The organism is Sorangium sp. So ce590 (genome assembly GCF_051521365.1).
Taxonomy (GTDB): domain Bacteria; phylum Myxococcota_A; class Polyangia; order Polyangiales; family Polyangiaceae; genus Sorangium.
In genome coordinates this window covers 6,376,584-6,399,427 of the sequence record NZ_CP150346.1, presented here as the reverse complement: position 1 = coordinate 6,399,427, position 22,844 = coordinate 6,376,584, and the positions used below count along the sequence as shown (strand labels likewise).

The following is a 22,844-nucleotide window of genomic DNA, read 5'->3' as shown; positions in this document are numbered from 1 at the left end:
CCGCCGCTGCTGGGCTACCCTTGGCCCGTGCGTTCCCCGGCCTCGCTCTCCGCTCTCCTCGCGCTCGCCTCGCTCGCCTCGCTCGCCGCCTGCGCCGGCGATTCGTCCCCGCGCGCGTCGGCGCCCCCGGCCGCCGCGGCGTCCCCGCCCGCCGCGGCGGCGTCCTCGCTCGACGCCAGGCCGGAGCCGGCGGCGGCGGCGCGGCCGCCGCTCGAGTTCATCCGCGACGACCTGCCGCGGGCGCGCGAGAAGGCCCGGGCCGAGGGCAAGGCGCTGTTCGTCGATGCGTGGGCGCCGTGGTGCCACACCTGCCTGAGCATGAAGCATTACGTGCTGACCGATCCGTCGCTGCGCCCGTTCGCCGATCGGGTGGTGTTCGCCGACATCGACACGGATCGACCGGAGAGCGCGCCGTTCCTGGAGCGGCACGAGGTGACGGTGTGGCCGACGTTCTTCGTCCTCGAGCCGGCGGACGGCGAGGTGGTCGGGCTCTGGCGGGGCGCCGCGTCGGTGCAGGAGCTGCGCGAGCTGCTCGGCGAGGCGCTGCACGCGATGGATTCCCGGGCGGCCTCGGCGCTGCCCGCGGACGACCCGAACCGCCTGCTGGTCGAGGCGAAGCGGGCCCACAGCGCCGGCGACCACGCGGCCGCGGCGTCCGCCTACCAGCGCGCCGTGGCGCGGGGCGGCGAGGCGTGGCCGCGGCGCAGCGAGGCGCTGCTTGGCCTCGTATCGGCGCTCCGTCGGAAGGACGCGGCGGCGTGCGCGGACGTCGGCAGGGCGCACGTCGGCGAGGTGAAGGGCGCGGCGCTGCCCGCCGATTTCGCGAGCGTCCTGCTCGCCTGCGCGGCCGCGCTCCCCGACGGCAAGGCCCAGCGGGCCGCGCGCGAGGCCGCGGTCGCCCGGCTCCGGTCGATCGTCGAGAGCCCGCCCGCGGACTCGAGCGCCGACGACCGGGCCGACGCGTGGGGCCTGCTCGCCGAGGGGCTCCAGGCGCTCGGCGACGCGGCCGGCGCCCGCGCGGCGAACGAGTCGAAGCTCGCCGTGCTGGAGCGGGCCGCGAAGGAGGCGAAGGCGCCCGAGGCGGCCGCCGCGTACGACTACGGGCGGGCCATGGCGTACCTCGCGCTCTCGCGCGGCGACGAGGCGGTCGCGATGTTGAAGGAGCGCGAGGCGCAGATGCCGGCGTCGTACGAGCCGCCCGCGCGGCTCGCGCAGGTGCTCCACGCGATGGGCCGCGAGGCGGAGGCGCTCGCCGCGGTGGAGCGCGCCATCGGCCGCGCCTACGGCCCGCGCCGGCTGCGTTACCTGAAGCTCCGCGCGGAGATCCAGCAGCGGCTCGGGCAGGGCGCGGAGCAGGTCGCGACGCTGCGCGAGGAGGTGGCCGGCTACGAGGCGCTCCCGAAGGGCCTCGCCAGCCAGGCGGCGCTGGACGACGCGCGCCGGCGGCTCGCCGAGGCCGAGAAGGCCCGGCGCGGCGGCGGTGCGAAGAAGCGCTGACGCGGCGGCGCGCGAACCGCCGCGATCGGGGGCCTGGGGGCCAACGGAGCTCCGCGGCGCCCGCGCCCCGCCACGGGCAGTCGCCGCCGAGCTCAGCCCGGTCGCGAGGAGGTGGAAAGCGCGAGGGAAAGGGAAGCACCACGGTTCATGAGCGGAAGGTGTCATGCCCGGATGCCGGCGAGGAGCGTCGAGCAGCACCCTGCGCCGCGAGGCGAGCGTCGTTTACAGGCACCCGTCGTTCACGGTCACGCCGGTCGCGCGGAGGCGCGCGGTCGCGGGCTCCCCCGGGAAGGTGGCGGTGATGTCCACGTCGAGGGTGCACGGCGCGGCCGTTCCCGGCGAGAGATCCATCGCCAGGATCCCGGTTGCGTCCGTCGCGTGCACGGCCTCGCCGGCGGGCGCTTTGTCCCCCGGCGCGCAGTCGGCCGCCCCGCGGGTCACCGCGATGCGCGTCACGACCCACCCCTCCGGGAGCGCGGCGACGTCGAGGCCGGCCGGCGCGCTCTCGACCGGCGCGTCGGCGTAGAGCATCACGCACCGGTCCGCCTCCGGCTCGGCCTTGTAGACGACGAGGTGATCGAGCCCGCCGGGCCAGTACGTCGCGGTGTAGTCGCCGCCCACGGGATCGATGCAGGAGATGTTCTCCGAGACGTCCACCCCGGCCTGGTGCGCGCCGCACGCATTGCAATAGAACTGGCCGTCGCACCCGCAGACGCCCGGGCAATCCGCCGGACAGCCCCCGGGCCGGGCGGAGCACTGGCCCTCGCTGTCGAACGTTCCGCACGAATCGTCGGGGAAGTCGCAGTACTCCTCCGCGCCGCAGATTCCCCCGCTGCGCCCGCCACAGACAACCGGCGTTCCGCCGCCGCTCGAGGTCGAGCTGGTGTCGCCGCCGGCACCCCCGGTGCCGCCCGCGGCGCCGGCGCCGCCCGCTCCGCCGCTGCCGGGCGGGGTGTCGACGGAGCCGCCGCAGGCAGCGAGGAGCAGCCCGGAGAGCGCTGAGCGCAGGAGTGCATGGTTCATGGGCGGAGTATGCCACGACCGCCCCTGGGCCAGGAGCGGCAGGACGTATTCTGGGCTGTCTCCCGCGGCCTTCCGGCGTGGATCAGGGATCTGGCCGCTCGGCGCGGAGCGCCCGGGGATCGACGAGGACCCACTGCATGCCCGCCGCCCGCGCGGACTCGATGCCCAGCACGGCGTCCTCGAAGACCAGGCACTGCGCGGGCTCGACGCCCAGGCGCTTTGCCGCCTCCAGGAACGGGTCGGGCGCCGGCTTGCCCCGCGCGTAGTCCTCCGCCGCGACGACCACGTCGATGTACCCGCGGAGACCCAGGAATTCGAGTGTCTTCTCCACCGAGGCGCGGGGGCTCCCCGAGACGACGGCGCGCTTCGTGCGCGGAGGAGCGTCGCGGAGCGCGGACACGACCTCTGGTACGCCTCGCACGGTCGGCATCAGGCGGTAGTACGCCTCTTCCTTCGCCGCGGAGATCTCGGCCAGCGGCATCCGCAGCCCGTACTTCCGGTTCAGGAGGTCGACGATCTGATCGGTCGGCATACCCGCCCAGCCGTAGAAATCCTCGCTGGTGAGCTCGCACCCGTGCGGGGCGAGCGCCTCGAGCCAGGCCCGATGATGGACCGGCATGGAGTCCGCGATCGTCCCGTCGCAATCAAAGAGGTAGGCGGCAAAGGATCCGGAGGGGAACACAAGTCCAGGCACAGGCCGGATCCTTAGCACATCGGTCGGCCTCCTGCGGTCACTCCTTCCGCTCTCCCTGGGGCCAGGGGGGCCTTGAGCGCGTTCTTCGCGTAGCGAAGGCGCCGGCTCGGGGGATCATGGGCCACCGCCGCACATGAGCGCTCTCTCCTAGAGCGTCGGCAGCTAGAGCGTCGGCAGCACGCCGCGGTCCCGGCCGAGCGGGAACGCCGTCTCCAGGCGGGCGATGTCCTCGCCGGTGAGGCGCAGATCGCCCGCGGCCGCGTTGTCGAGCGCGTGCGCGGCGCTCGCGGCCTTCGGGATCACGAAGGCCGGCGGGCGGCGGAGCAGGAAGCGCAGCGCGACCTGCCGCGGGGTCGCGCGGTGGGCGGCCGCGATCGACGCGAGCACCCTGCCCGCCGTGCTGTCCGGCGCCGGGAACCGGCCCGAGCCGAAGGGGCTGTAGGCGACGACCGCGATGCCGTGCCGCTCGCAGAGCGGCAGCACGCGGTGCTCGATCGCCCGCTCGAGCAGGTGATAGAGCACCTGGTTGCAGGCAATCTCGTGCACGCCGGCGATCGCGATCGCCTTCGAGAGCTCCGCCTGGTCGAAGTTGCTGACGCCGAAATAACGGATCTTGCCCTGGGCCCTCAGGTCCTTGAAGGCGCGAAAGGTCTCCTCGAGCGGGTGAGATCCGGGCCAGTGGAGCAGATAGAGATCGAGCCGGTCGGTGCGGAGCCGCTCCAGGCTGCGCTCGCAGGCGGCGAGCGTGCCGGAGTAGCTCGCGTTGGTGGGCAGCACCTTGGAGACGAGGAACACCTCGTCGCGCCGCCCCTCGATCGCCTTGCCCACGAGCGACTCGACCGCGCCCGAGCCGTACATCTCGGCCGTGTCGATGTGTGTCATGCCTGCGTCGATCCCCCGCCGGATGGCGTCGAGGCAGGCCGCCTCGTCATCCGCCTCCATCTGCCAGGTGCCCTGTCCGACGACCGGGATCTTGACGCCCGTAGAACCGAGTGTGCGCTGCTCCATAGAACGATGACCCTCCGCTCCGTCCCGAAAAGACAGCATGCGGCTCCCCCCTCTCCAAGGCGAGCCTCCGTCCGGGTGGAATCGCTGAATTCACTGCGGAAGGCAAGCGCCCGAGCGCCGCGCCAGCCGCCGTTGTGTCGCGCGCCGGCGTGAGGCGCGCGCCCAGGGCGTTCACATCATCCGCCGGTTCGGCAGCGCGCCGTCGGAGCGGCGGGTAGTCCCCTCAGAAAATAGAGCAATTTCAATGATTTCCAGGTCGCCATCGCCGGCCGGCGGAGCGAGCCACGGGCCGTCGAACCGCGCGACAAGCGCGGTGACGTTGTCGTGGCCTCCTGCGGCGAGCGCGGCGTCGATCAGGGCGCTGGAGGCCTCCATCGGGTCGGGGTGGGCGTCGAGCGCGGCGGCGATGCGCTGATCGTCGATCAGGTCGCTCAGCCCATCGGTGCAGAGCAGCAGGGTGTCCCCGCGGCGGAGCTCCACGGCGGAGAGCGCGATGCTGAGGTTCGCGCGGAGCCCGAGGGCCTGGAGCATCACGCTCCGGTGCTCGAAGGTCGCGGCCTCCTCGGGCCTCAGCTTGCCGCTCTCGAGCAGCGACTGGACAAGGGTCTGGTCGCGGGTGACCTGCGTGAGGGCGCCGCTGCGGAGGAGGTAGGCGCGGCTGTCGCCGACCTGCGCGAGCAGCAGGCGCTCGTCGCAGAGCGCGGCCACGGTGGCCGTTGTGCCGCTGCTCCGGTGCTCCGGGCTCCTCCGGGCGTTGTCGAGGACGGCGCGCCCGGCCGCGTTGAGCGCCTCGAGCAGGCTGCGCTCGAGCGCGTCGCTCGAGCGGGGCGCGGTTCGGCTGAGGACGGCGTGGACCGTGCGCGCGGCGAGCCGGCTCGCCGCGTCGGGGGACGACGCGCCGCCGGAGCCGTCGTAGACGCCGAGCGCCAGGGCGAGCGGCGGCTCCACCGACGCCTGGGCCGCCGCAGGACCGTGGGTGAGCCCGCGCGCGAGGTCGCTGAGCAGGAAGGCGTCCTCGTTGTGGTCGCGGCTGAGCCCGACGTCGGTCCGGGCCGCCATGGTGACCGACGCGGCGTGCTCGACGGCGGACGAGCGATAGACGGGCATGTGCTCATCGTACTCCGCCGGAGCCGTCCGAGGGAGGGCGCCGGCGCCTGCCGAGCCGTCGCTGCGGGCGGTCGCGCAGGCGTGGAGCTGCCGCGCTGTTCTCGATCACGTCCCACACGGATCCCTCCAGGACACGGCGCGCCGCGGCGCTGCGGTCGGGCGCGCGCTCGGGGTGGATCCAGAATCGCACGTTGGCGAGCGCTCCCGCCGCCAGCTCTGGATCACCCCTTCTGTTGGCCAGACCGCTGCGGTAACTATGGACCGTGCAGCTCCACCCCGGCGTGCGCGTCGACCGCTATACCCTGATCGAACCTCTCGGCCGAGGAGGGCAGGGCGCCGTCTGGAAGGTCCACGATCCGCTCGATGGGAGCCTGCGCGCACTCAAGCTGTTCTTCCTCGGCGGCCTCGATGCGGGCGCCGCGGAACGGGCCCGGCGTGAGGCAAGAGCCGTCGCCGGGGCCGTACATCCGGCGCTGATCCCGTGCCGCGCCCTCTTCGAAGCGCCTGCGGACGGCGTTGTGGGGCTGGTCTTCGACTTCGTGCAAGGCCAGTCGCTGACGGACGCGGCGACGCGGATGTCGCTCGCTCAGCGCGGTGCCGTGCTGGCCCAGGTCGCGACCGCGCTGGCGCATGTGCATGGGCTGGGCCTCTTGCATCGCGATCTGAAGCCGGCCAACGTGCTCGTAACGGACGCGTTCTGGGGCACCTCGGATGCGCCCGGCAGCGTGCGGCTCATCGACTTCGGGATCGCCGCGCCCGCCGGAAACCCGAGGCCGCTGACGGCTACGGGCGCGGTCATCGGCACCGTCGCGTACCTGCCGCCCGAGCTGCTCGCGCCTGGGCTCTGGCTCCCGCTGCGCGAAGGCTTCACCCGCGACGTGTTCGCGTTCGGCGTGCTCGCGTGCGAGCTGCTCTGCGGAGCCCATCCGACTGGGCTCTCTCCGGACGCGCCGGTCGAGGCATTCGTCGATGCCTATGTCGCGGCGGAGCAAGGACATCGCCCCTGGCCGCCCCAGGTGCCGGACGCTCTCTGGGCCGAGGTGATCCGCGCGTGCCTCGAGATCCAGCCGCGGCGGCGGCTAACCCATGGCGCGGCGCTCCTGCAGAGGATCGATACGGCGACGGCAGCGAGCCCGGGGCGGCTGCGCGTCGCGTCGCCGCGCGCGAGCGCGACGGATCCGCACCTTGGCCCGACCGAGCTCCAGGTACAGCGCGGACGAGCTTCCTGGTCCGGAACCCGTTCGAGCGACCCGCCCCGCACCACGCCGATGCCCTCGCCGCCCTCCGCGGCGCTGCGGCCCTCCGCCCCGACGCTCTCGCCGGCGCCTTCCACTGCTGGGCCGCGGCGGTCTGCCGTGACCCCCATCCCCGCACCGAGCCTGCGCACGGTGCACGCGGAGCCGACCTTCAAGCCTCGGTCGCCCGGCAGCGTGGGGCAATCGGCGCTCCTCCTGGCGCTGGGGCTGGCGCTCGGGGTTGCTGCTTCCGCAGGCGCCGCGATGCTCGCAAGTCGTACCGATCCGGAGGCCGACGAGGTTGTGTCCGTCCTTCCGCCCGCTGCGCCGGGCGTTGCCTCCGTGCGGCCCGATCCGCTCCAGGTCGCGCCGCCGAAGCCGCCTGAGGTCACGCCGTGCTGCAGAAAGCAGGGCGACTGTCTTTCCACGGGGATGACCTGCCTGCCGGCGCCGTGCGAGGACGTCCCCTTACCGGATCGTTCCTGGTTGCTGCGGCTCATCGGGGTAGCCCGGCGGCCGGAGGGCGAAAGCGGGTTCAGCGAGGACATGGCCAAGACCCACCCGGCCGCAGAGGCATGCGTGCACCGCAAATCCACGGGGGAGGAGATCTGCATCCCGTTCACGCAGGACCCGACAGCCCGGAGCCAGCCCGATCGACTGCACGTCACGACGGCCGAGCTGGTGCGCGGCGACGTCGTGGTCCGGGTGATGGAGGCAGGTGTGCCGCTCTCGGAGGGGCGCGTCGCCGCCAACTACGACTGGCTCAAGAGCAGCGTGCTGTGCCAGGGCTTGCTGCTGTACGTCGGGGAGAGGACCAGCGCGTCGGTGCGGGTCGCCGTGGCGTTGGACGCAGAATGAGGAGGGGCACACGGCACGCTCGCTAGGGAGCCGCCTCGGCCGTACGATGAGGCGGGCGCCATGACCACCCGCCCGCCGCGCGATGTGCCCACCGACGAGCACCGGCCCCCGACCGGCACACGCCGGGATCGGGGCTCTCCAGTGCTGCTTGCCGCCTTTCCCGCCAACGTCGTCGTGCCTCTGCCGTCCCCTGGCGTCTTGGCGGGGCGAGCGTGGCTCGCGGCGGCGGGGCTCGACGATACGAAGGTCTCGTCCAACCACCTTCGCCTGACGCGGGCGGGGGGGCGGCTCCAGGTCGAGGACGTGGGCTCGCGCAACGGGACATGGCTCGATGGCCACCGGCTTCCAGCACGTGAGCCGGTGCCGCTCGAGGATGGGTCCGTCTTGCGCGCGGGCGAAACCCTCCTCGTGTACCGCGAGACGTACACCGGGCGAGCGGAGCCGGCGCCCGCGATCGGCGGCCTCTCGGGGCCGTGGGGGCTCAGCGCAGCGCGCGCTGAGCTCGACCGGCTTACGAAGCGGCCCGTGCGCAACGTGCTCATCACAGGGGAGAGCGGCACGGGCAAGGAAATGCTCGCCGAGGCGGTCGTGCAGGCGCTCGGGCGCTCGAGAGGTCCTTTCACGCGCGTCAACGTGGCAGGCATCGTCGCAAGCGTGTTCGAGGGGCAGCTCTTCGGCTGGGAGCGCGGGGCGTTCTCGGGAAGCGGCGCGAGCAACCCTGGGCTGCTCCGAGCGAGCGCCGGAGGGGCGGTGTTCCTCGATGAGATCGGGGAGCTGCCGATCGAGCTGCAGCCCAAGCTGCTGCGGGTCCTCGAGAACCAGGAGGTGCTCGCGGTGGGCGCGACGCAGCCGGCGCTCGTGGATATCGCCATCATCGCGGCGACCAACCGCCCGCCGGAGGAGGCGGTCCAGCAGGGGAGGTTCCGTCTCGACCTGTTGGCGCGGTTTCCGGTGCGCATCGCGCTGCCGCCGCTGCGGGAGCGACCGGAGGATGTGTTCGCGATCCTGCGGGCGCTCTGGGAGCGCTCGCACGGGCCGCTGGATCTGGGGCGCGTGCGGGTGGACGTGGAGGCGGTGGAGCTCATGATGCTCCACGACTGGCCCGAGAACGTGCGGGGTATGAGTCGGCTGGTCGCGGCGACAGATCCGACGACGGGGCTCAAGCTCTCGATTGTAGAGCCGTTGCTCGGCGTGCGCGCGGCGGCAGTCGCAGCGCCGCCGCCGACGCGGGAGGCGATCCTGGAGGCGCTCGACGCCTGCGGCGATAACCAGGTTCAAGCGGCGAAACGTCTCGGGCTCTCCCGAGGTCAGCTGCTCCGGCGGCTCAAGGCCATCCAACAGGAGGGCGGCGAGCGGCGCTCGCGGAAGCGGTGAACGGCGAGCTGGTCCGGAGACCAGGGGAAAGCCGTTGGAGCTCCGCCACGCGCGGCTGCCGCCGCCGCCATCGGCGGCATGCTCGCCGAAGCGCAGCGCGTAGTCGAACGCGGTGCCAACGAGACGCGGGTTGCATGCCGACGTGGGTACCTTCATCGTGGTCCGCTGCGCCCGGCTGTAGGGAGGAATGACTCGGTCCAAGGCATCCCGTACATCCTTGCGCTGAACGAGCTGGGTAACGCTCATGCTGATGACCTCCTGTCGCCCTCCGCGCTGGAGCACCCGGCATGCCGACGGCGCGCTGTGCGTTTCGGGGCTCGCAGCCTGCACCCGAGACGCCGGCGTACCGTGCTTCGAGCTGCCTCGCAGCTGATCGCGATCACCCGCACGGCCGCATGTTCTGAACGCGATCACCTCGCGAGCGAGGAGCCTGGCTGGGCAACCCGCTCCCGTCGCGCATCGTCCTGCGCCGCTTGGATGCTGTGCGTGTCGGTGTCCTTCGCGAGATGTTGGCCGACGATTTGCATTTCGGCCGGGAGCCATGAAGGTCTCCACCCTGCCTGCTTCCGGGTCGTCTTGTTCCGTGCCGAGTTCCGTGTCGAGCCACTGGCAAGCCGTGCTCGCGGCGATCGCCTTGGCGATCCTGTCGTTCCTGTTCGCGGGGCCGATCACGCTGTTCCTCCTGGTCCTTTGGGCTGCGGTCTTGGCCGTCGCCAGCGCAGGACTCCTAGAGGCGACTGGGGGCATCGAGCCGCAGGCCGTCGATGCCGCCATCGACCTTACCCGCATGGCGCTCGCCTTCACATCCGGTATAGCCTTTGCAAGCAAGCTCTTCGAGATCTGGCAACGCCGTTCGAGCGCTGTAGCGAGAGGATGGGTTCTGCGCGTCCCGTGGCCCTTTCGTTATCCATTTGTCGGCCTGGGTTGCCTGCTGCTGAGCGTTGATGTCGTCCTTCTGCCGCTCGCGTACGCGGGCGTTATCACGGCGCCGAGCCCAATTTGTGGCGCAGGCGTCATCGGAGCGGCAGCGCTGCTCGTGCTCCTCGCGGCTTGCGCGCTCTTCCGAGCATGGTGGAGAGCGACGCGCGCGCTCTGGGCCTGCGCGCGACGCTCCTCGTTCGTCGCCGGCGTCGTGACGGCGTGTGGCCTCGTCGTCGCCTTGGGTGCTTGCGCTCTGGCGAGCGCTGTTGCCGGCAGCTCCTCTGCTCTCCTGCGTGAAGGTTCGACGTCGCGCTCGGCGCCTCCGCCCGGCTTACGGCTCACCAGCGACGTCGCTGTGCCCTACGGGACTTGAGCGATGCAGCGTGCTCGACGGCGGACGAGCGGTACACGGGCATGCGCGCATCGTACTCCGCCGGAGCCGTCCGAGGGAGGGCGCCGGCGCCTGCCGCTCGACGCGCCGCGCGCTTCGTGCGTGAAGCCCGCTGCGGCTGCTTCGGGCCTGCAGCCGTGGCCGGCCTCCCGGCGCGGCGGGCAACGTGGCCTGCCGCTCCGGGGCCACGCGGCCCGCGGGCACGGTGGGCGGCCCCGTTCAGGACGGGGCGACGGTGGTCAGGACGAGACCTTCACCCAGGCCGGACGCGCGCTGATGCGCTTCCACCAGGCCGCGACGTTCGGCCGGTCGGTGATGAGCTCCTCGACCTTCGACATCACGAGACAGTGGAGGTACGGCGTCCACGAGACGTCGGCCAGCGAGTAGCTCGAGCCCGCGAGGTACTCCTGGCTGGCCATCGCCCTGTCGACCACGTCGAGCGTCCGCGCGATCTCGGCCTTGGCCGCACTGACGACGGACTCGTCGCACTGCTGGCCGCGCATCGGGTGGATGACACTCTGGATGACGATCTTGACGGCGGGCGTGGAGAAGTACGATTGCTCCACGCTGAGCCACTGATCCATGAGCGCCCTCGCCCTGAGCTCGGTCGGCGTCAGCGAGGCGCCCGGGAGCTTCTGGTCGAGGTAACGCATGATCGCCCTCGACTCGTAGAGCGTGAAGTCCTCGTCCTCGAGCACCGGGATCACGCCGAAGGGCTGGCGCGCGACGTGCTCAGGCCGCTTCTGCTCGCCCTTCAACACGTCGACGAGCTCGAACTGCGCCTCGTGACCCTTCTCGGCGAGCACCATCAGCACCTTGCGCGTACACGTGCTCATGGGATGTCCGTAAAGCTTCATGGAGCCTCCTTGTCCTGTGTCCTGCCGCGAAGCGCCGACCGGCGGCGACCTCCGCGGCGCGCCACAGTAAACGGATTTCTTCGCCTGACAACGCCGGGATGGCGGCGGGACGGCCGGCGGCGGGCGATCACGCCTCGCGCCGCCGGTCCTCCTGCCACTCGGCGTCGCGGGCCGCGGCGAAGACGGGGAGGCGCGCGAGCCACCGCTCGCCGGCGTTCGGGCGCTCGAGCGCGATGCGCAGCGCGGCGATGAGCTCCAGCGGCGCGGCGTCGAGGCTCAGCTCCCTCGCGGCCCAGCCCAGACCGGCAAGGACGGCGTTCGCGACCTCGTAGCCCGGGCGGTGCATGGGCGCCGTGGGGACGGCCGCGGGCGCGGCGAAATGGCGCTCGCACGCCGCGGCGTCGAGGGAGGTCCAGCCCGCGCACACGATCGGGCGGACGGCGTGGACCGAGCAGGCGCCGCGCTCGTCGAGGAGCGGGCAGGGGACCCCGGCCTCGGCGCGCTCGAGCCGGGAGAGGCCGCGGGTCGCTGTGTCGGCGGCGCGCACGCGCTCGGCGAGCGCGGCGAGCTCCGCCTCGGTCCGGGTGGCGCGCAGGTGGGCCGCGATGCGGAGCACCTCCGGCGCCAGCACGAGCACCTTGCTGACGCAGCAGGTCGAGCAGCCGGCCCTGCAGGCGATCGGTCGGTCGGGCGGCTCGGCGGCCACCGCGGCCTCCTCCAGCGCCTCGGCGCGCGCGAGCGCCGAGGCCGCGGCCGCCACGGCGCCGGCCTCGGTGCGCTTTCCGAGCGAGAGCGCGAGGGCGGCGCGCTCGCCGTCGGCGATGCCTTCGAGGACGGCGGGGGTGTACCGCGTCCCGGGGGCGAGCGGCAGGGAGCGCTTCTGCCGGGACATCGCGGCGCTACTCGATCTCCGGGAGCCGCCAGTCGATCTCGTCGGCGCCGCGGGCGCTGAGGGCGGCGTTGATGGTCGAGAACGGTTTGCTGCCGAAGAAGCCGCTCCTCGCCGACAGCGGGGAGGGGTGGGCTGCCTTGATCACCGTGTGACGGCGCGCGTCGATGAGCTTCGCCTTCTTCTGCGCGTGGCCGCCCCAGAGCACGAACACCACCCCGTCCGGCCTGTCGTTGACCTTCCTGATCACGGCGTCGGTGAACGTCTCCCAGCCCTGGTTCTTGTGCGAGTTCGGCGTGTGCGCGCGGACGGTGAGCACGGTGTTCAGCAGCAGCACGCCCTGGCTGGCCCAGGCGGTGAGGCAGCCGTGGCGCGGGACCTTGAAGCCCGGCAGATCGGAGAGCGCCTCCTTGTACATGTTGGCGAGCGACGGCGGCGGCGGGACGCCCGGGCGCACGGAGAAGCAGAGCCCGTGGGCCTGCCCGTCGTCGTGGTACGGGTCCTGGCCGAGGAGCAGCACGCGGACGCGCTCGTACGGCGTGAGCTTGAACGCGGCGAAGACGTCGTCCTCGGCGGGGAAGACCTGGTGCGCGTTCCGCTCGGCCTCCAGGAAGCGCGTCAATTGCTGGAAGTAGGGCTGCTCGAGCTCCCCCGTGAGCACGTGCTGCCATGAGTCAGGTAGATCGATCTTCATCTCTCGCTCACACCCCTTCCTTCGGGCATAGATCGCTCATGCGGCATTCCGCGCACCTGGGCTTCCTGGCCACGCATGTGTACCGGCCGTGCAGGACCATGGCAGGGCCGAAGAAGGTCCATTGATCCTTCGGCACGATCCGCATGAGATCCTCCTCGATCTGCTCGGGTTTCTCGCGCTTCGACAGGCCGATGCGGCCGCTGAGGCGGGCGACGTGCGTGTCGACGATGATGCCCGAGGGGAGGTTGAACGCCGTGTTGAGGACGACGTTCGCCGTCTTCCTGGCCACGCCCGGCAGCGAGGTGAGCTCGGCCATGGTCCCGGGCACCTCGCCGCCGAAGCGCGCGACGAGCGCCTGGCACGCGGCCTTCACCGTCTTCGTCTTCTGCCGGTAGAAGCCGGTCGGCTTGAGCTCCTCCTCGAGCACCTCGGCGGGGGCGTCGGCGTACGCCTGCGCCGTCGTGTACTTCTTGAAGAGGGCGGCGGTCACCCGGTTGACGCGCTCGTCCGTGCACTGCGCGGCCAGAATGGTCGCGACGAGTAGGTCGAGCGGCGTCTCCCAGTTGAGCTCGTAACGCGCGGCGGGGTAGGCCTCGCGCAGGTGGTCGAGGAGGAGGGGTACGCGATCTCGGGCGGTCATGCGGATCGCCGCAGGATAGCCCAGCCTGGCGCCGTCCGTCAGCGCCGCCGAGCGACGGGCCCGGGCGCCGCCGGCCGAAGTAGATCTCGAGCAACTCGCGGCCGACGCCGCTCACGCCTTCTTCCTGCGCGCCACGTCGACCAGCACGTCGCCGAGCGGCGCCTCCAGGAGCAGGTGCACGCCCTCGCCCGTCGGCCTCCAGTGTGCGATGGAGCAAGGCTCCACCTGGAAGCGCGCTGACGTCGTGATCGCCCCCCCATCGATCCGGAGGACCGCGTGTTCTCCCGGCGCGTGCTCGACGAGCACGTAGAGCCCGTCATCGCCAGCAGCGAGGTCGATGGGCCGGCCTTCGAGCCTGGCGGACCCGGCGCGCGCGCCCTCCCAGGTGACGAGGTTGCCCTCCGGCGCAAACCACGCGAGCGCGCGTGTCGCCAGCGCGCGCGGCAGCGGCGCCCCGGCCGCGCCGAGCTCGACGTACGCTTCCTCCTCCTCTTCGTCGATCTCGAGGAAGATGGGCATCTGCTCCTGCGTCTCCACCCGCTCTGCGCAGCGCCGCCGCGCGCGCTCCCAGCGCGAGCGCGCGACGCTGTAAGAGAGCGGCGAGCGCGCGATGCGGGACCAGAGGCTGGGCTCGGTCGCGACGAGCGGCCCCCCTGGCGTCGACACCTCGCAGACACGGCCGTTCAGCCGGAAGCACGCGCGCCCTTCGCGCGCGAAGAGGGGGGTTTGCACGCCGGGGAGCGCGAACAGGACTTCCCCCTCGGGCGCGCCGGCGCTGAACCGGGTGATCGAGAGCCCATCCAGCGCATCGACGTGATCGCCGTCTCGGCAGATCCGCGAGAGGCGGCCGTGTTGCGCCGCTGCAAGGAGCCGGGTGCCCTCGGGAGCCGCCAGCGGAGGAGGAGCGAGCGCCGCCTCGAACGCGCGGCTGCTCCCCACGATTTCCGAGGTCCGCGCGGCCTCCCGTAGCGCCGGGAGAGCGCCCGAGAGCCGTTCGCTCCGCCGCTTCTGGTCCGCGCGCGTCGCGATCGTCTCCGCCACGAAGCGGGCTGCTCCGCGCCGCGCGGGGTCCGAGCTCAGCCCGGCGCAGATGGCGTCGTCCACCACGGCGTCTCCGAGCACGCGGAGCAGGGCGAGCGGCACGGGATCCCTGCGCGGCGCGGCCTTCCACGTGCCCGTGTCGCGACCTAGCCATTCCAGCAGCGCCGTGGCCTGATCCAGAGGTGCCGGACGCGCTTGCCCCAACGCCGACAGCGCCTCGATCGCTCCCGCGAAGCGGCCCCCGGCCGCAGCAGCGAGCACCCCGCGGAGCGGGGCGAGCTCCGGAGGCGCACCCTCCGGCCAGCGGGCCTCTTCCGCCGCGCTCTCTGGCCCTGAGCCCGGTGTCGCACCCGGCGACGCGGGGCATCCCCGCTCGGCCAGCCAGCCCGCGAGCTCCTCCGGGCGCACGAGCGTGGCGGCCGCGTTCCAGCCCGGATAACCGAGCGCGAGCCCGCGATGCAGCGTGAGCGTCGCGACGCGCTCGCCCCGGCCGAACAGCTCGATCACCGGCGCCTCATGCCACGCGCGCTCGGCCGGCGGCGCCCTGTCGCAGATCTGAAGCAGCGGCCGGAGCTCGGCGAGCGCGGCGCGGTCCACCCACGCGAGCGTCGGGGCGACGCTGCGCCCTGGCTCCGGCCGTCGCGCGAGCACGCGTCCGAAGCTGGCCCGCGAGAACAGCGCGTCGAGATCCGCCTGCCGGGGCGGCCCGCCAAACGGGGAAAGGACGCTCTCGGGACGAAGGCTCATGGCTTGAACGGGACGCCGCTGATCGATCCGGAGGGCGTCACTCCAACGTAGTAGCCTTGATGCACGAAGGGGCCCTGTGGCGTAGGACACATCTCGCCAGGGCGATAGGGATACTGGGGCGGATTCCCCCAGAATTTCCAGAAGGGCTTCTTGCCCTGGTAGTTGTGGACCTTGTTCGGATCGACCGACGGGTCGCGCATCGCGCCGTTCGCGTTGGCGCGCGTGGAAGAGGCGATCCCGTGGGCGATGCTCTTCTGGCCCGCCGCGGGCGTCGCCGCGTTGCAGGCGGAGACGTCCACCACCGCGCCTGCGCCGCCCTGGAACCCGGCGTTCTTCAGCATGTCACCGATCTGTTCGCCGCTGGCGCTGCCGTTGCCCCACTGCGCGCTCCCGGGCGCGCCGTGGGTTGTCACCACGACGTGCCTCTCGTTGGGATCGATCTTGTTGTTCTTGCCGCGGAGCTTCTGCCACAAGCCAGGCGGCTTTCCCAGCTGATCCGAGGTGATCACCTTCGCGCCCGGATACTGCTTCTGCAGGATCTTCGCGTGGCTCTTGATGGTGGGGTCGTTGGGAGCGCCCACCACGATGGTCGTGAGCCCGAGCGGATCGATGTACAGCGTCACATTGGGCACGAAGCCCACGTCGTTGAGCGTGGCGTCGATCCCCAGCGGATCGGGCGTGAGGAAGACGTGGAGGGCGGGGGCGTAGTGCCGGTGATGGTTGTAGTGCAGCCCGGTGAACGCGTCCTCGCGCTGTCCGGCGAACCGCAGGCCGCCCGGCCGGCCGCCCCGGCGAGCGACAGCGCCCCACGCCGAGAGGTCGATCTCGTCGAGGCCGCGGCTCGGATCCACGTAGAGCCACGGCGTGCCCGCTGCGTCGGCGGCGATCATCCGGAACGCGCGGCCGTCCTCCGCCTCGAGCAGCGGCACATACCCGTCGTCGCGGAAGACGCGGCGTACCGTACCGCCTCTCGTCCCGCGCTCCTCGACAGGGCTGTCGATGTCCCACCCGAACCAGGTGCTCTCGCCGTCATCGTACGTCTCCGCGAGGCGTCGCCCGAACGGGTCGTAGAGGTAGCGAACGCCGAGGCCGTCGCCGCGCCTCGCCTCGATCAGGCGATCGTTCTCGTCATAGGTATACGTCCAGCATCGCTGCGGATCGGGGGCATGCTGCGCGGCGAGGCGGCCGAGCGCATCCCACGCGACGTGCACGTCACCGGCGCTCGTCGGACGCCCGCCGCGGCCGACCGCCCACGGCTGCCCCCGCGGCACCGGCGTGCCCTGCGGCGCATACTGGAAGCGCTCGGCGGCCCCGAGCCCCTCCGCCGCGAGCGGTCGTCCGAGCGGATCGAGCTCGTACCGCCGCTGCCCGGCGTCGATGTCGACGACCCGCAGCAGCGGCCCACCCGCGGCCCACTCGTACCGCCGCTCTCGCAGCAGCGCTTCGCCCTCGCCCAGCACGGAAACGCGCGTCGGGAGCCCATACGCATCGCTCTCCGTCGCGATCGCGCCGGGGCCGGTGGCGCGCCGGCGGAGCGTCTCCACCCCGCGGTCGTCGTACTCGAAGCGGAGCTCTTCCGGGTTCTCCGTGACGGCGCGCAGCGCGAGGGGCACGCCGTCTCCCGGACGCCGGATGAACGAGACGCTCCAGCCGGTCGAGTACGCCTTCCCGAGGACGCCCCCGTTGCCGTCGTACTCCGTGCCGATCTCGAACCGCCATCCGCCCGCCTCCTGGATCTCGCGGAGGATGCGCCCTTCCCCGTCACGCTCGAACCGCACGCGGACGCCCTGGCTCTCGGCCGCTGTCAGCGCGCCGCCCGCGCCGTAGGCGAACCGCTCCGCGAGCCCGGTCGAGTGCTCCCGTGCCACGAGCCGCCCCTCCGCGTCGCGCACGAGGTGAATCCAAGAGCCGTCTGCTCGGGTGACGGACACGAGCTGGTTCGAGCCGTCGTAAGCGTACTCCGTTGTCACGCCCGCGAACGAGGTCTCGCGGACGACGTTGCCCGCGCCGTCATAGGTGCGCTGATAACGCTCGCCAGCCGGGTTCTCGATCCACACGAGGCGGCGCAGGGCGTCGTACCCGAACGCGTAGCGGGTCCCATCCGCGCGCACGCACTCGACCAGCGCGCCCGCGACGTGACGGTAGCGCGTCACCGCGCCGGACGGGTCGCGCACCGCCTCGATCAGGCGGGCCGCGCCGATCCGGAGCTCCGTCCTCTTGTCGCCCGGCTCGCCGATGAGCACGAGATCTCCACGCGAGTCGTAACCGAGCTCGTAGTCTGCCCCGCGCGGCGTCCTGACCCGCACGGGGCGACCGAAGAGATCGAACGTGTACCGCGCCCTGGTGCCGTCCTCGAAGGTATGCTCGCTGATGTTGCCGTGCGCATCGTAGGAGCGCGCCTCCACCGTGCCGTCGGGATAGGCGATGTCGCGCAGCAGCCCGCGGGCGTCGTAGGCGAAGCGGGTGATGTGCCCGCGGGCGTCCTCGTGCTCGACCGTCCGCGTGCCGCACGACGTCTCGATCTCCCGCTTGCCAGCGGCGTCGATGCTGACGATCTTGCTCTGCTCGTCGTCGTTCTTCCAGGCCCACCGCGCGCCGTCTGGCCTCGTGAGGCCGACCATGCGGCCGTGCCGGTCGAAGGCGCGCCGCTCGACGCGGCCCCCGCCGTCGGTCATGGAGAGCAGGCGGCCCGACTCGTCATAGCGGTAGATCCAGCAGTAGCCGCGCGGATCCACGTACTCCTCCACGAGCCCGAGGGCGTTGCCCAGGTAGCGGTGCGCTCCGCCGGCCGCGTCGATCATCCGCGTCTCGAAGGGGCCAGGCCCGTAGGTGAAGCGAGCGTGGAAGAGCCCTCTCGCCTGCGCGGGAGCGGCGTCGGAGGGCGCGCCGAGGGCGCCCAGGATGTCGCCTCCCCGCAGCTCGCCCCAGGTCTCGACGCAGCGCCGCTGCCCGGCGTGCTCGGCGTAGACGAAGCGATAGACCGTCCCGTCTGGCAAGCTCTCGCTGACGAGGTAGTGCTGTTCGTCATAGGCATAGCTCGTCTCGGCGCCGCCTGCGTCGATGACCCGGACGAGATCGCCCCGCTCGTCGATCTCGTACGTGACGAGGCGTCGCTCGTACGTCTTGCCGTCCTCGCCGGCGATCGACTGGATCCAGCTCCGGTAGGGGCCGTCGCGCCGCAACGTCGCGCGCCGTCCGGCCGAGTCGAGCAGCGCGACGAGCTCCCCGGCTTCCCAGACGCACTCGATGGCGTTTCCGGCCTCGTCCCGCAGCGCCGCGAGCCGGTAGACGGGGGAGCCCGCCGCGCGGCGCAGCACCCGGAAATAGCCGTCGTTCAGCGCAACAACGATGTCGTTCCCGACGAAGCGAACCTGGACGTCGAACGGAAGCACGACGATCTCGTCCTCGCCCCGGACCGCGAGGGGCACCTCGCGGAAGTCGGGATCGATTAGGACGACGCGGTCTCCGGCGCGCGTGGCCTGCCACGAGAAGCTGTGCGACCAGCCCCAGCCGAGGCCCGCTGTGTGTCGCACCGCGGAGCTGCGGTATCTCCGGGTCATCTGGGCCGAGAGGAAGCCCGGCATCGAGAAATCGATCGCGAGATGGGTGAACATCGTACCGGTCACGACATCGACAGGGTGCCCGCCGCTGGCCTGTCCCTCGGCGCCCGGCGGCGCCGGCGGGCTCGGCGGTCCTGCGCCCTGGCCGCTCCCGCCGCCGGCCCCACCGGCGTTGCTCCCGCCCTGCGGCCCACCCCCGCCCGGACCTCCCGCGCCGCCGCCGCTGTTGCCCCCTCCCCGGGCGCCCCCGCCGGCGCCGCTCGCGCTGGCGCCCGCGCCGACGGTGATGGACTTGTTCATCTGCCCCATGCTGCCGGTGATGCCGGCCATGCCGAGCTCGATGAGCACGTTCGGCGCGCCGAGCCAGGGGAAGCAGGGGCCTGCGGTGTTGAGGCTGACGACCTCCTTCAGCGTGCCCGGCTCGTTGCCGTGACAGGCCTTCATGCAGCCGCCCACCGTGAGGATCTTCGCGCCTTCGATCTTCGTGCGCATGCACGGGTCGATGATCCCCTCGGCGACAGTGCCCATGGTGGGGTAGGGGATGGGCAATGGGCTCGGCGCGGCCGGCGTGAGGCATACGCTCACGGCCATCCCGGTCATCTGATGGCCAGATTTTTCGGTGATGGTGTCCATGCCGAGCGCGGTGACCTTCGCCATGGCCTGCGAGCGTCACACACACGCGGAGCGGAGCGCAATGCGCGACGCAAGTCGGAACCACGCCAAGCAAGGGTCTGCGCTCGACGTGCGGGCGCCGTCACGGAAGCAGGCGCGCGTCTCCTCAGCGGAAACCGTGCGGTCCGAGCGTGCTGCGCCGCCGGGCTCGCCGTCCGTCAGCGCCGCCGCGCGACGGGGCCCGGGCGCCGCCGGCCGAAGTAGATCTCGAGCAGCTCGCGGCCGACGAGGTTCGCCTTGGTGCGCCACGCGATCTCGTTGGCCAGCATCACCGAGACGGCGATCTCGGGGCGATCGGACGGCGCGAACGAGGCGAACCAGGAGAACATCCGCGCGGGCCTGCCGCCGACCAGGGTGCCGGTCTTGGCGGCGACGGGCATGGTGCCGAGGGCGCGCGTGCCGTCCGGTTTGCGGAACGCCTTGGCGCAGGTGCCCCGCCGCGTCGTGACCTCGAGCATCGACCGGAGGGTGCGCGCGACCTCGGGCCGGAGTCCGCGGCCGTCGGTGCTCCGCGGCGCGGGCGCGCCCGCGTCCCCGCCGGCCTGCGCGCCCGGCGGCGCGAGCAGCGAGAGCCGGACGCGCTCGCCGTCATTGGCGATGGTCTGCATCGCGAACAGGGCGCCGAGCGGGCTGAGGCGCCCGCTCCAGAAGCCCGCGCCGGCGCGGGCGAGGCCGAGCGCATCCGACGGGATCTCGGCGGTGCTGGGCGCGACCGGGATGTCGATGGGGACCTCGCCGTCAAAGCCGAGATCGCGGGCCTTGCGGCGCAGGTCGGCGGCCGTGAGGTGCCGGCCGGCGAGGCGGGCGAAGACGCCATTGATGCTGCGGCCGAGCGCCTCGCCGAAGACGGTGCAGGTGGAGCCGCGGCCCAGAAGGTCGCGCGCGGTGATCGCGCTCATGCCGCCCGTGTAACAGACCGGCGTCGCGACCTTCACCTTGCCGCCCTCCAGGAGCGCCGCCGCGGTGACGATCTTGAAGAGGCTCGCGCTCGGGGCGAGCGGGGTGGCGACGTAGTCGCGCTTGCCGCGGCTCGCCCAGACGAGGATGCGGCCGGTGCGGACGTCGGAGGCGACGATGGCCCCCTCGGGCGCGCCGGAGCGGGCGAGGAGGCGCTCGGCGGCGCGCTGGAGCTCGGGATCGAGCGTGAGGCGCACCTGCTTGCCCGACGCGCCGACCGCGGCGTGGACCGCGCCGCCCTCGACGTGGAGCTTGCGAACGCCCGGGGGCGCCGGAGATGCCGTCGCCGGCGCGATCCACAGGGCGACCGCGGCGGCGAGCGCGAGGTAGAGACGCGATCGCACCCGACGCAGATGCAAGAGAGGGCGCGGGCGGGCCAAGTTCCGCGCAGCACGAGCGCGTCATCGGCGAGGCTCATCCCTGGCCGCGCGGGAGGCTTTGCCGGGCCGCGACCGCGGGCGCGGAGCCAGGTGCAGGTGAAGGGTTTGAAAGGAGAGTCGAGCTTCGAGACGCTGTAGCGATAGGGCACATCTGACGAAGCGGCTCGCCGGCTCGCGTCACCCGCGGCCCCGGACGCCAGAGGGCGGCCTGTCCAAATTCACGCGGTTTCTGGCGAGCGTTGACACGCACGCGCTGACCTGGTACGTGAGCGTAGCGTCCGCGCGAACGCGGCTGGCGGCGAGAGATGCGGGTGAGTTTTTGCCTCGCGAGACGACGGATGCGCAGGGCTTGGTCCCGCTTACGCGTCGCGCACAGGCCGCCGCCACGCGCTGAAGTACCTCGTTGCTGTAACGTTACCGCCGCCGTCGTGGACACGATCGCGCCGCACGGCCGGTGCCGCAGGGGCGGCAGTACGAGCGTCTCAACGGATTCAGCGAGGGCAGCGCAGGCACCCGCGGTCAGGTTGCGCGGATCGTCCCTGAGGGGGATGTCGACGCGGCTCAGCTAGGTACGGTGACTGGTACGAGACGCCGGTGCCGGAGGCTTGTTGTCGAAGGCGCCCTCTGATATAAGGCACACGCAAACCACGAGCTGGAGATCCGTTTATGACCGTTGTAACTGGCGACAAAGAGTACTTCCCTGGTGTCGGCAAGATCCCTTATGAGGGGCCTGAGTCCGACAACCCCCTCGCCTTCAAGTGGTACGACGCCAACCGCGTCGTCGCTGGCAAGCCCATGAAGGATCACTTCAAGTTTGCCGTGTGTTACTGGCACACGTTCTGCGGTCGTGGGCACGATCCGTTCGGTCCGGGGACGATCCACTTTCCCTGGGATGAGGGCAAGGACCCGCTGACCCGCGCTCGTATGAAGATGGACGCGAACTTCGAGTTCATCACCAAGCTGGGTGCGACGCACTACTGCTTTCATGACATCGACCTGGTAGAAGAGGGCGATAGCCGCGCCGAGACGTCGCGTCGTCTTCAGAGCATCGTCGAGTACGCCAAGCAGAAGCAATCGCAGTCAGGTGTCAAGCTGCTGTGGGGCACGGCAAACCTGTTCACCAACCCGCGCTTCATGAACGGCGCTTCCACGAGCCCCGATTTCTCCGTGGTGGCCTATGCCGGCGCCCAGCTCAAGGACGCCCTCGACGCCACCATCGCGTTGAACGGTGAGAACTATGTGTTCTGGGGTGGTCGCGAAGGTTACATGAGCTTGCTGAACACGGACATGAAGCGCGAGAAGGCTCACTTCGCGCGCTTCTTGACCATGGCGCGCGACTACGCGCGCTCGCGCGGCTTCAAGGGGGTCTTCTTCATCGAGCCCAAGCCCATGGAGCCCTCCAAGCACCAGTATGACTTCGACGCCGAGACCGTGATCGGGTTCTTGCGTCAACACGGCCTGGACAAGGACTTCAAGCTCAATCTGGAGACGAACCACGCGACGCTCGCTGGCCACACCATGGACCACGAGATGCAGGTGGCTGCGGACGCCGGTATGCTCGGCAGCATCGACGCCAACCGCGGCGACTATCAGAACGCGTGGGACACCGATCAGTTCCCCTACAGCATCAACGAGACGGTGGAGATGATGCTCATCCTGCTCCGCAGCGGTGGGTTCCAGGGTGGCGGCGTCAACTTCGACGCCAAGCGTCGTCGTAATTCGACGGATCTGACCGATACCTTCCACGGACACATCGGCGGCATGGATGTGTTCGCTCGCTCGCTCCTCATCGCCGACGACCTGATCCGCAAGTCGCCGATCGAGTCGATGCGCAAGGCTCGTTACGCATCCTTCGACGGTGGTAAGGGTGCAGAGTTCGAGCTGGGTAAGTTGACGCTGGAGCAGCTGGCCGAGATCGGCAACGCTGGTGGTGAGGTCAAGCTCACGAGCGGTCAGCAAGAGCTGTACGAAAACATCGTCAATCGGTGGATTCGATAAGCTGAGCGATTGAGGCGCGACAGCCGGGCGACGCCGCTGCGAGCCCGGCTGTCTCAGGGGCAGCCGGGCTCCACGTCCGGTCTTGTCGAGATCGCCATTCGCCTTGTCCTGCTCGCAGAGCTCGCCCGTCGTGTCGACGCTGCGCCGGTGCGGTCGATGGACCGCTGCGGCGCAGCGCCGACACGACGGGCGCTGCGCCCCTTGCGGAAGAGGGCGCTGCTCAGGCGGTCGAGCAAGGCCAGGGCGCTCCCGGCCCACCTCGCCGCGGAGCCTGGCACCGGCGCCGCCGTGGAGCCTGGCA

General features: G+C 71.6%; 16 protein-coding genes and 1 pseudogene. 6 read left to right on the top strand and 11 right to left on the bottom strand.

Features of this window, described 5'->3' with window-relative positions; all coding sequences use genetic code 11:
- Positions 1 to 27: 27 nt before the first annotated feature.
- A complete protein-coding gene (locus WMF28_RS23695; protein WP_437595554.1) occupies positions 28 to 1,497 on the top strand; it encodes a thioredoxin family protein in 1,470 nt (489 codons plus the stop codon).
- 222 nt (positions 1,498 to 1,719) lie between these two features.
- On the opposite strand, the gene WMF28_RS23690 is transcribed toward WMF28_RS23695, so the two are convergent.
- The 4 genes from WMF28_RS23690 to WMF28_RS23675 form a co-directional block, all read right to left on the bottom strand.
- The gene (locus WMF28_RS23690) at positions 1,720 to 2,520 is read right to left on the bottom strand and encodes a hypothetical protein (RefSeq protein WP_437595553.1); all 801 of its coding nucleotides are present in this window, start codon (positions 2,518 to 2,520) and stop codon (positions 1,720 to 1,722) included.
- An 82-nt stretch (positions 2,521 to 2,602) separates the two neighbouring features.
- Positions 2,603 to 3,214, bottom strand: a complete 612-nt coding sequence (locus WMF28_RS23685) for an HAD family hydrolase (protein WP_437595552.1) — start codon at positions 3,212 to 3,214, stop codon at positions 2,603 to 2,605.
- Positions 3,215 to 3,376: 162 nt separating this feature from the next.
- A complete protein-coding gene (locus tag WMF28_RS23680; RefSeq protein ID WP_437595551.1) occupies positions 3,377 to 4,222 on the bottom strand; it encodes an aldo/keto reductase in 846 nt (281 codons plus the stop codon).
- A gap of 171 nt (positions 4,223 to 4,393) precedes the next feature.
- A complete protein-coding gene (locus tag WMF28_RS23675; protein ID WP_437595549.1) occupies positions 4,394 to 5,329 on the bottom strand; it encodes a PP2C family protein-serine/threonine phosphatase in 936 nt (311 codons plus the stop codon).
- A gap of 263 nt (positions 5,330 to 5,592) precedes the next feature.
- Between WMF28_RS23675 and WMF28_RS23670 the strand changes: the two genes are divergently transcribed.
- The 4 genes and pseudogenes from WMF28_RS23670 to WMF28_RS23655 all read left to right on the top strand — a co-directional run bounded on the left by WMF28_RS23670 (position 5,593) and on the right by WMF28_RS23655 (position 10,090).
- Positions 5,593 to 7,422 (top strand): protein kinase domain-containing protein, encoded by a 1,830-nt coding sequence (locus tag WMF28_RS23670; RefSeq protein WP_437595548.1) that lies wholly within the window; start codon positions 5,593 to 5,595, stop codon positions 7,420 to 7,422.
- Between the two features lie 60 nt (positions 7,423 to 7,482).
- Positions 7,483 to 8,334: pseudogene (locus tag WMF28_RS23665) on the top strand (sigma 54-interacting transcriptional regulator); the annotation flags it as partial.
- Positions 8,335 to 8,505: 171 nt separating this feature from the next.
- A complete protein-coding gene (locus WMF28_RS23660; protein WP_437604300.1) occupies positions 8,506 to 8,796 on the top strand; it encodes a helix-turn-helix domain-containing protein in 291 nt (96 codons plus the stop codon).
- A 616-nt stretch (positions 8,797 to 9,412) separates the two neighbouring features.
- Entirely contained in the window at positions 9,413 to 10,090 is a 678-nt protein-coding gene (locus WMF28_RS23655; protein ID WP_437595546.1) for a hypothetical protein, read from the top strand.
- Positions 10,091 to 10,347: 257 nt separating this feature from the next.
- On the opposite strand, the gene WMF28_RS23650 is transcribed toward WMF28_RS23655, so the two are convergent.
- The 7 genes from WMF28_RS23650 to WMF28_RS23620 form a co-directional block, all read right to left on the bottom strand.
- Positions 10,348 to 10,965: a glutathione S-transferase family protein gene (locus WMF28_RS23650; RefSeq protein WP_437595545.1), complete on the bottom strand. Its 618-nt coding sequence runs from the start codon at positions 10,963 to 10,965 to the stop codon at positions 10,348 to 10,350.
- 127 nt (positions 10,966 to 11,092) lie between these two features.
- A complete protein-coding gene (locus WMF28_RS23645) occupies positions 11,093 to 11,857 on the bottom strand; it encodes a YkgJ family cysteine cluster protein (RefSeq protein ID WP_437595544.1) in 765 nt (254 codons plus the stop codon).
- Positions 11,858 to 11,864: 7 nt separating this feature from the next.
- Positions 11,865 to 12,548: a uracil-DNA glycosylase gene (gene ung / locus WMF28_RS23640; RefSeq protein WP_437595542.1), complete on the bottom strand. Its 684-nt coding sequence runs from the start codon at positions 12,546 to 12,548 to the stop codon at positions 11,865 to 11,867.
- A 7-nt stretch (positions 12,549 to 12,555) separates the two neighbouring features.
- Positions 12,556 to 13,188 (bottom strand): endonuclease III, encoded by a 633-nt coding sequence (gene nth, locus WMF28_RS23635; RefSeq protein ID WP_437595541.1) that lies wholly within the window; start codon positions 13,186 to 13,188, stop codon positions 12,556 to 12,558.
- A gap of 111 nt (positions 13,189 to 13,299) precedes the next feature.
- Positions 13,300 to 14,976 carry a hypothetical protein gene (locus WMF28_RS23630; protein ID WP_437595540.1) on the bottom strand — a complete coding sequence of 559 codons (1,677 nt, stop codon included), beginning with the start codon at positions 14,974 to 14,976 and terminating at the stop codon, positions 13,300 to 13,302.
- Complete coding sequence (locus WMF28_RS23625) at positions 14,973 to 19,193, bottom strand: PAAR-like domain-containing protein (RefSeq protein ID WP_437595538.1); 4,221 nt, start codon at positions 19,191 to 19,193, stop codon at positions 14,973 to 14,975. Before WMF28_RS23625 ends, WMF28_RS23630 begins: the two co-directional genes overlap by 4 nt.
- Before the next feature lie 173 nt (positions 19,194 to 19,366).
- Positions 19,367 to 20,509: a penicillin-binding transpeptidase domain-containing protein gene (locus WMF28_RS23620; RefSeq protein ID WP_437595536.1), complete on the bottom strand. Its 1,143-nt coding sequence runs from the start codon at positions 20,507 to 20,509 to the stop codon at positions 19,367 to 19,369.
- 702 nt (positions 20,510 to 21,211) lie between these two features.
- Here WMF28_RS23620 and xylA point away from each other — a divergent pair.
- A complete protein-coding gene (xylA, locus tag WMF28_RS23615; RefSeq protein ID WP_437595534.1) occupies positions 21,212 to 22,543 on the top strand; it encodes a xylose isomerase in 1,332 nt (443 codons plus the stop codon).
- Positions 22,544 to 22,844: the final 301 nt, after the last annotated feature.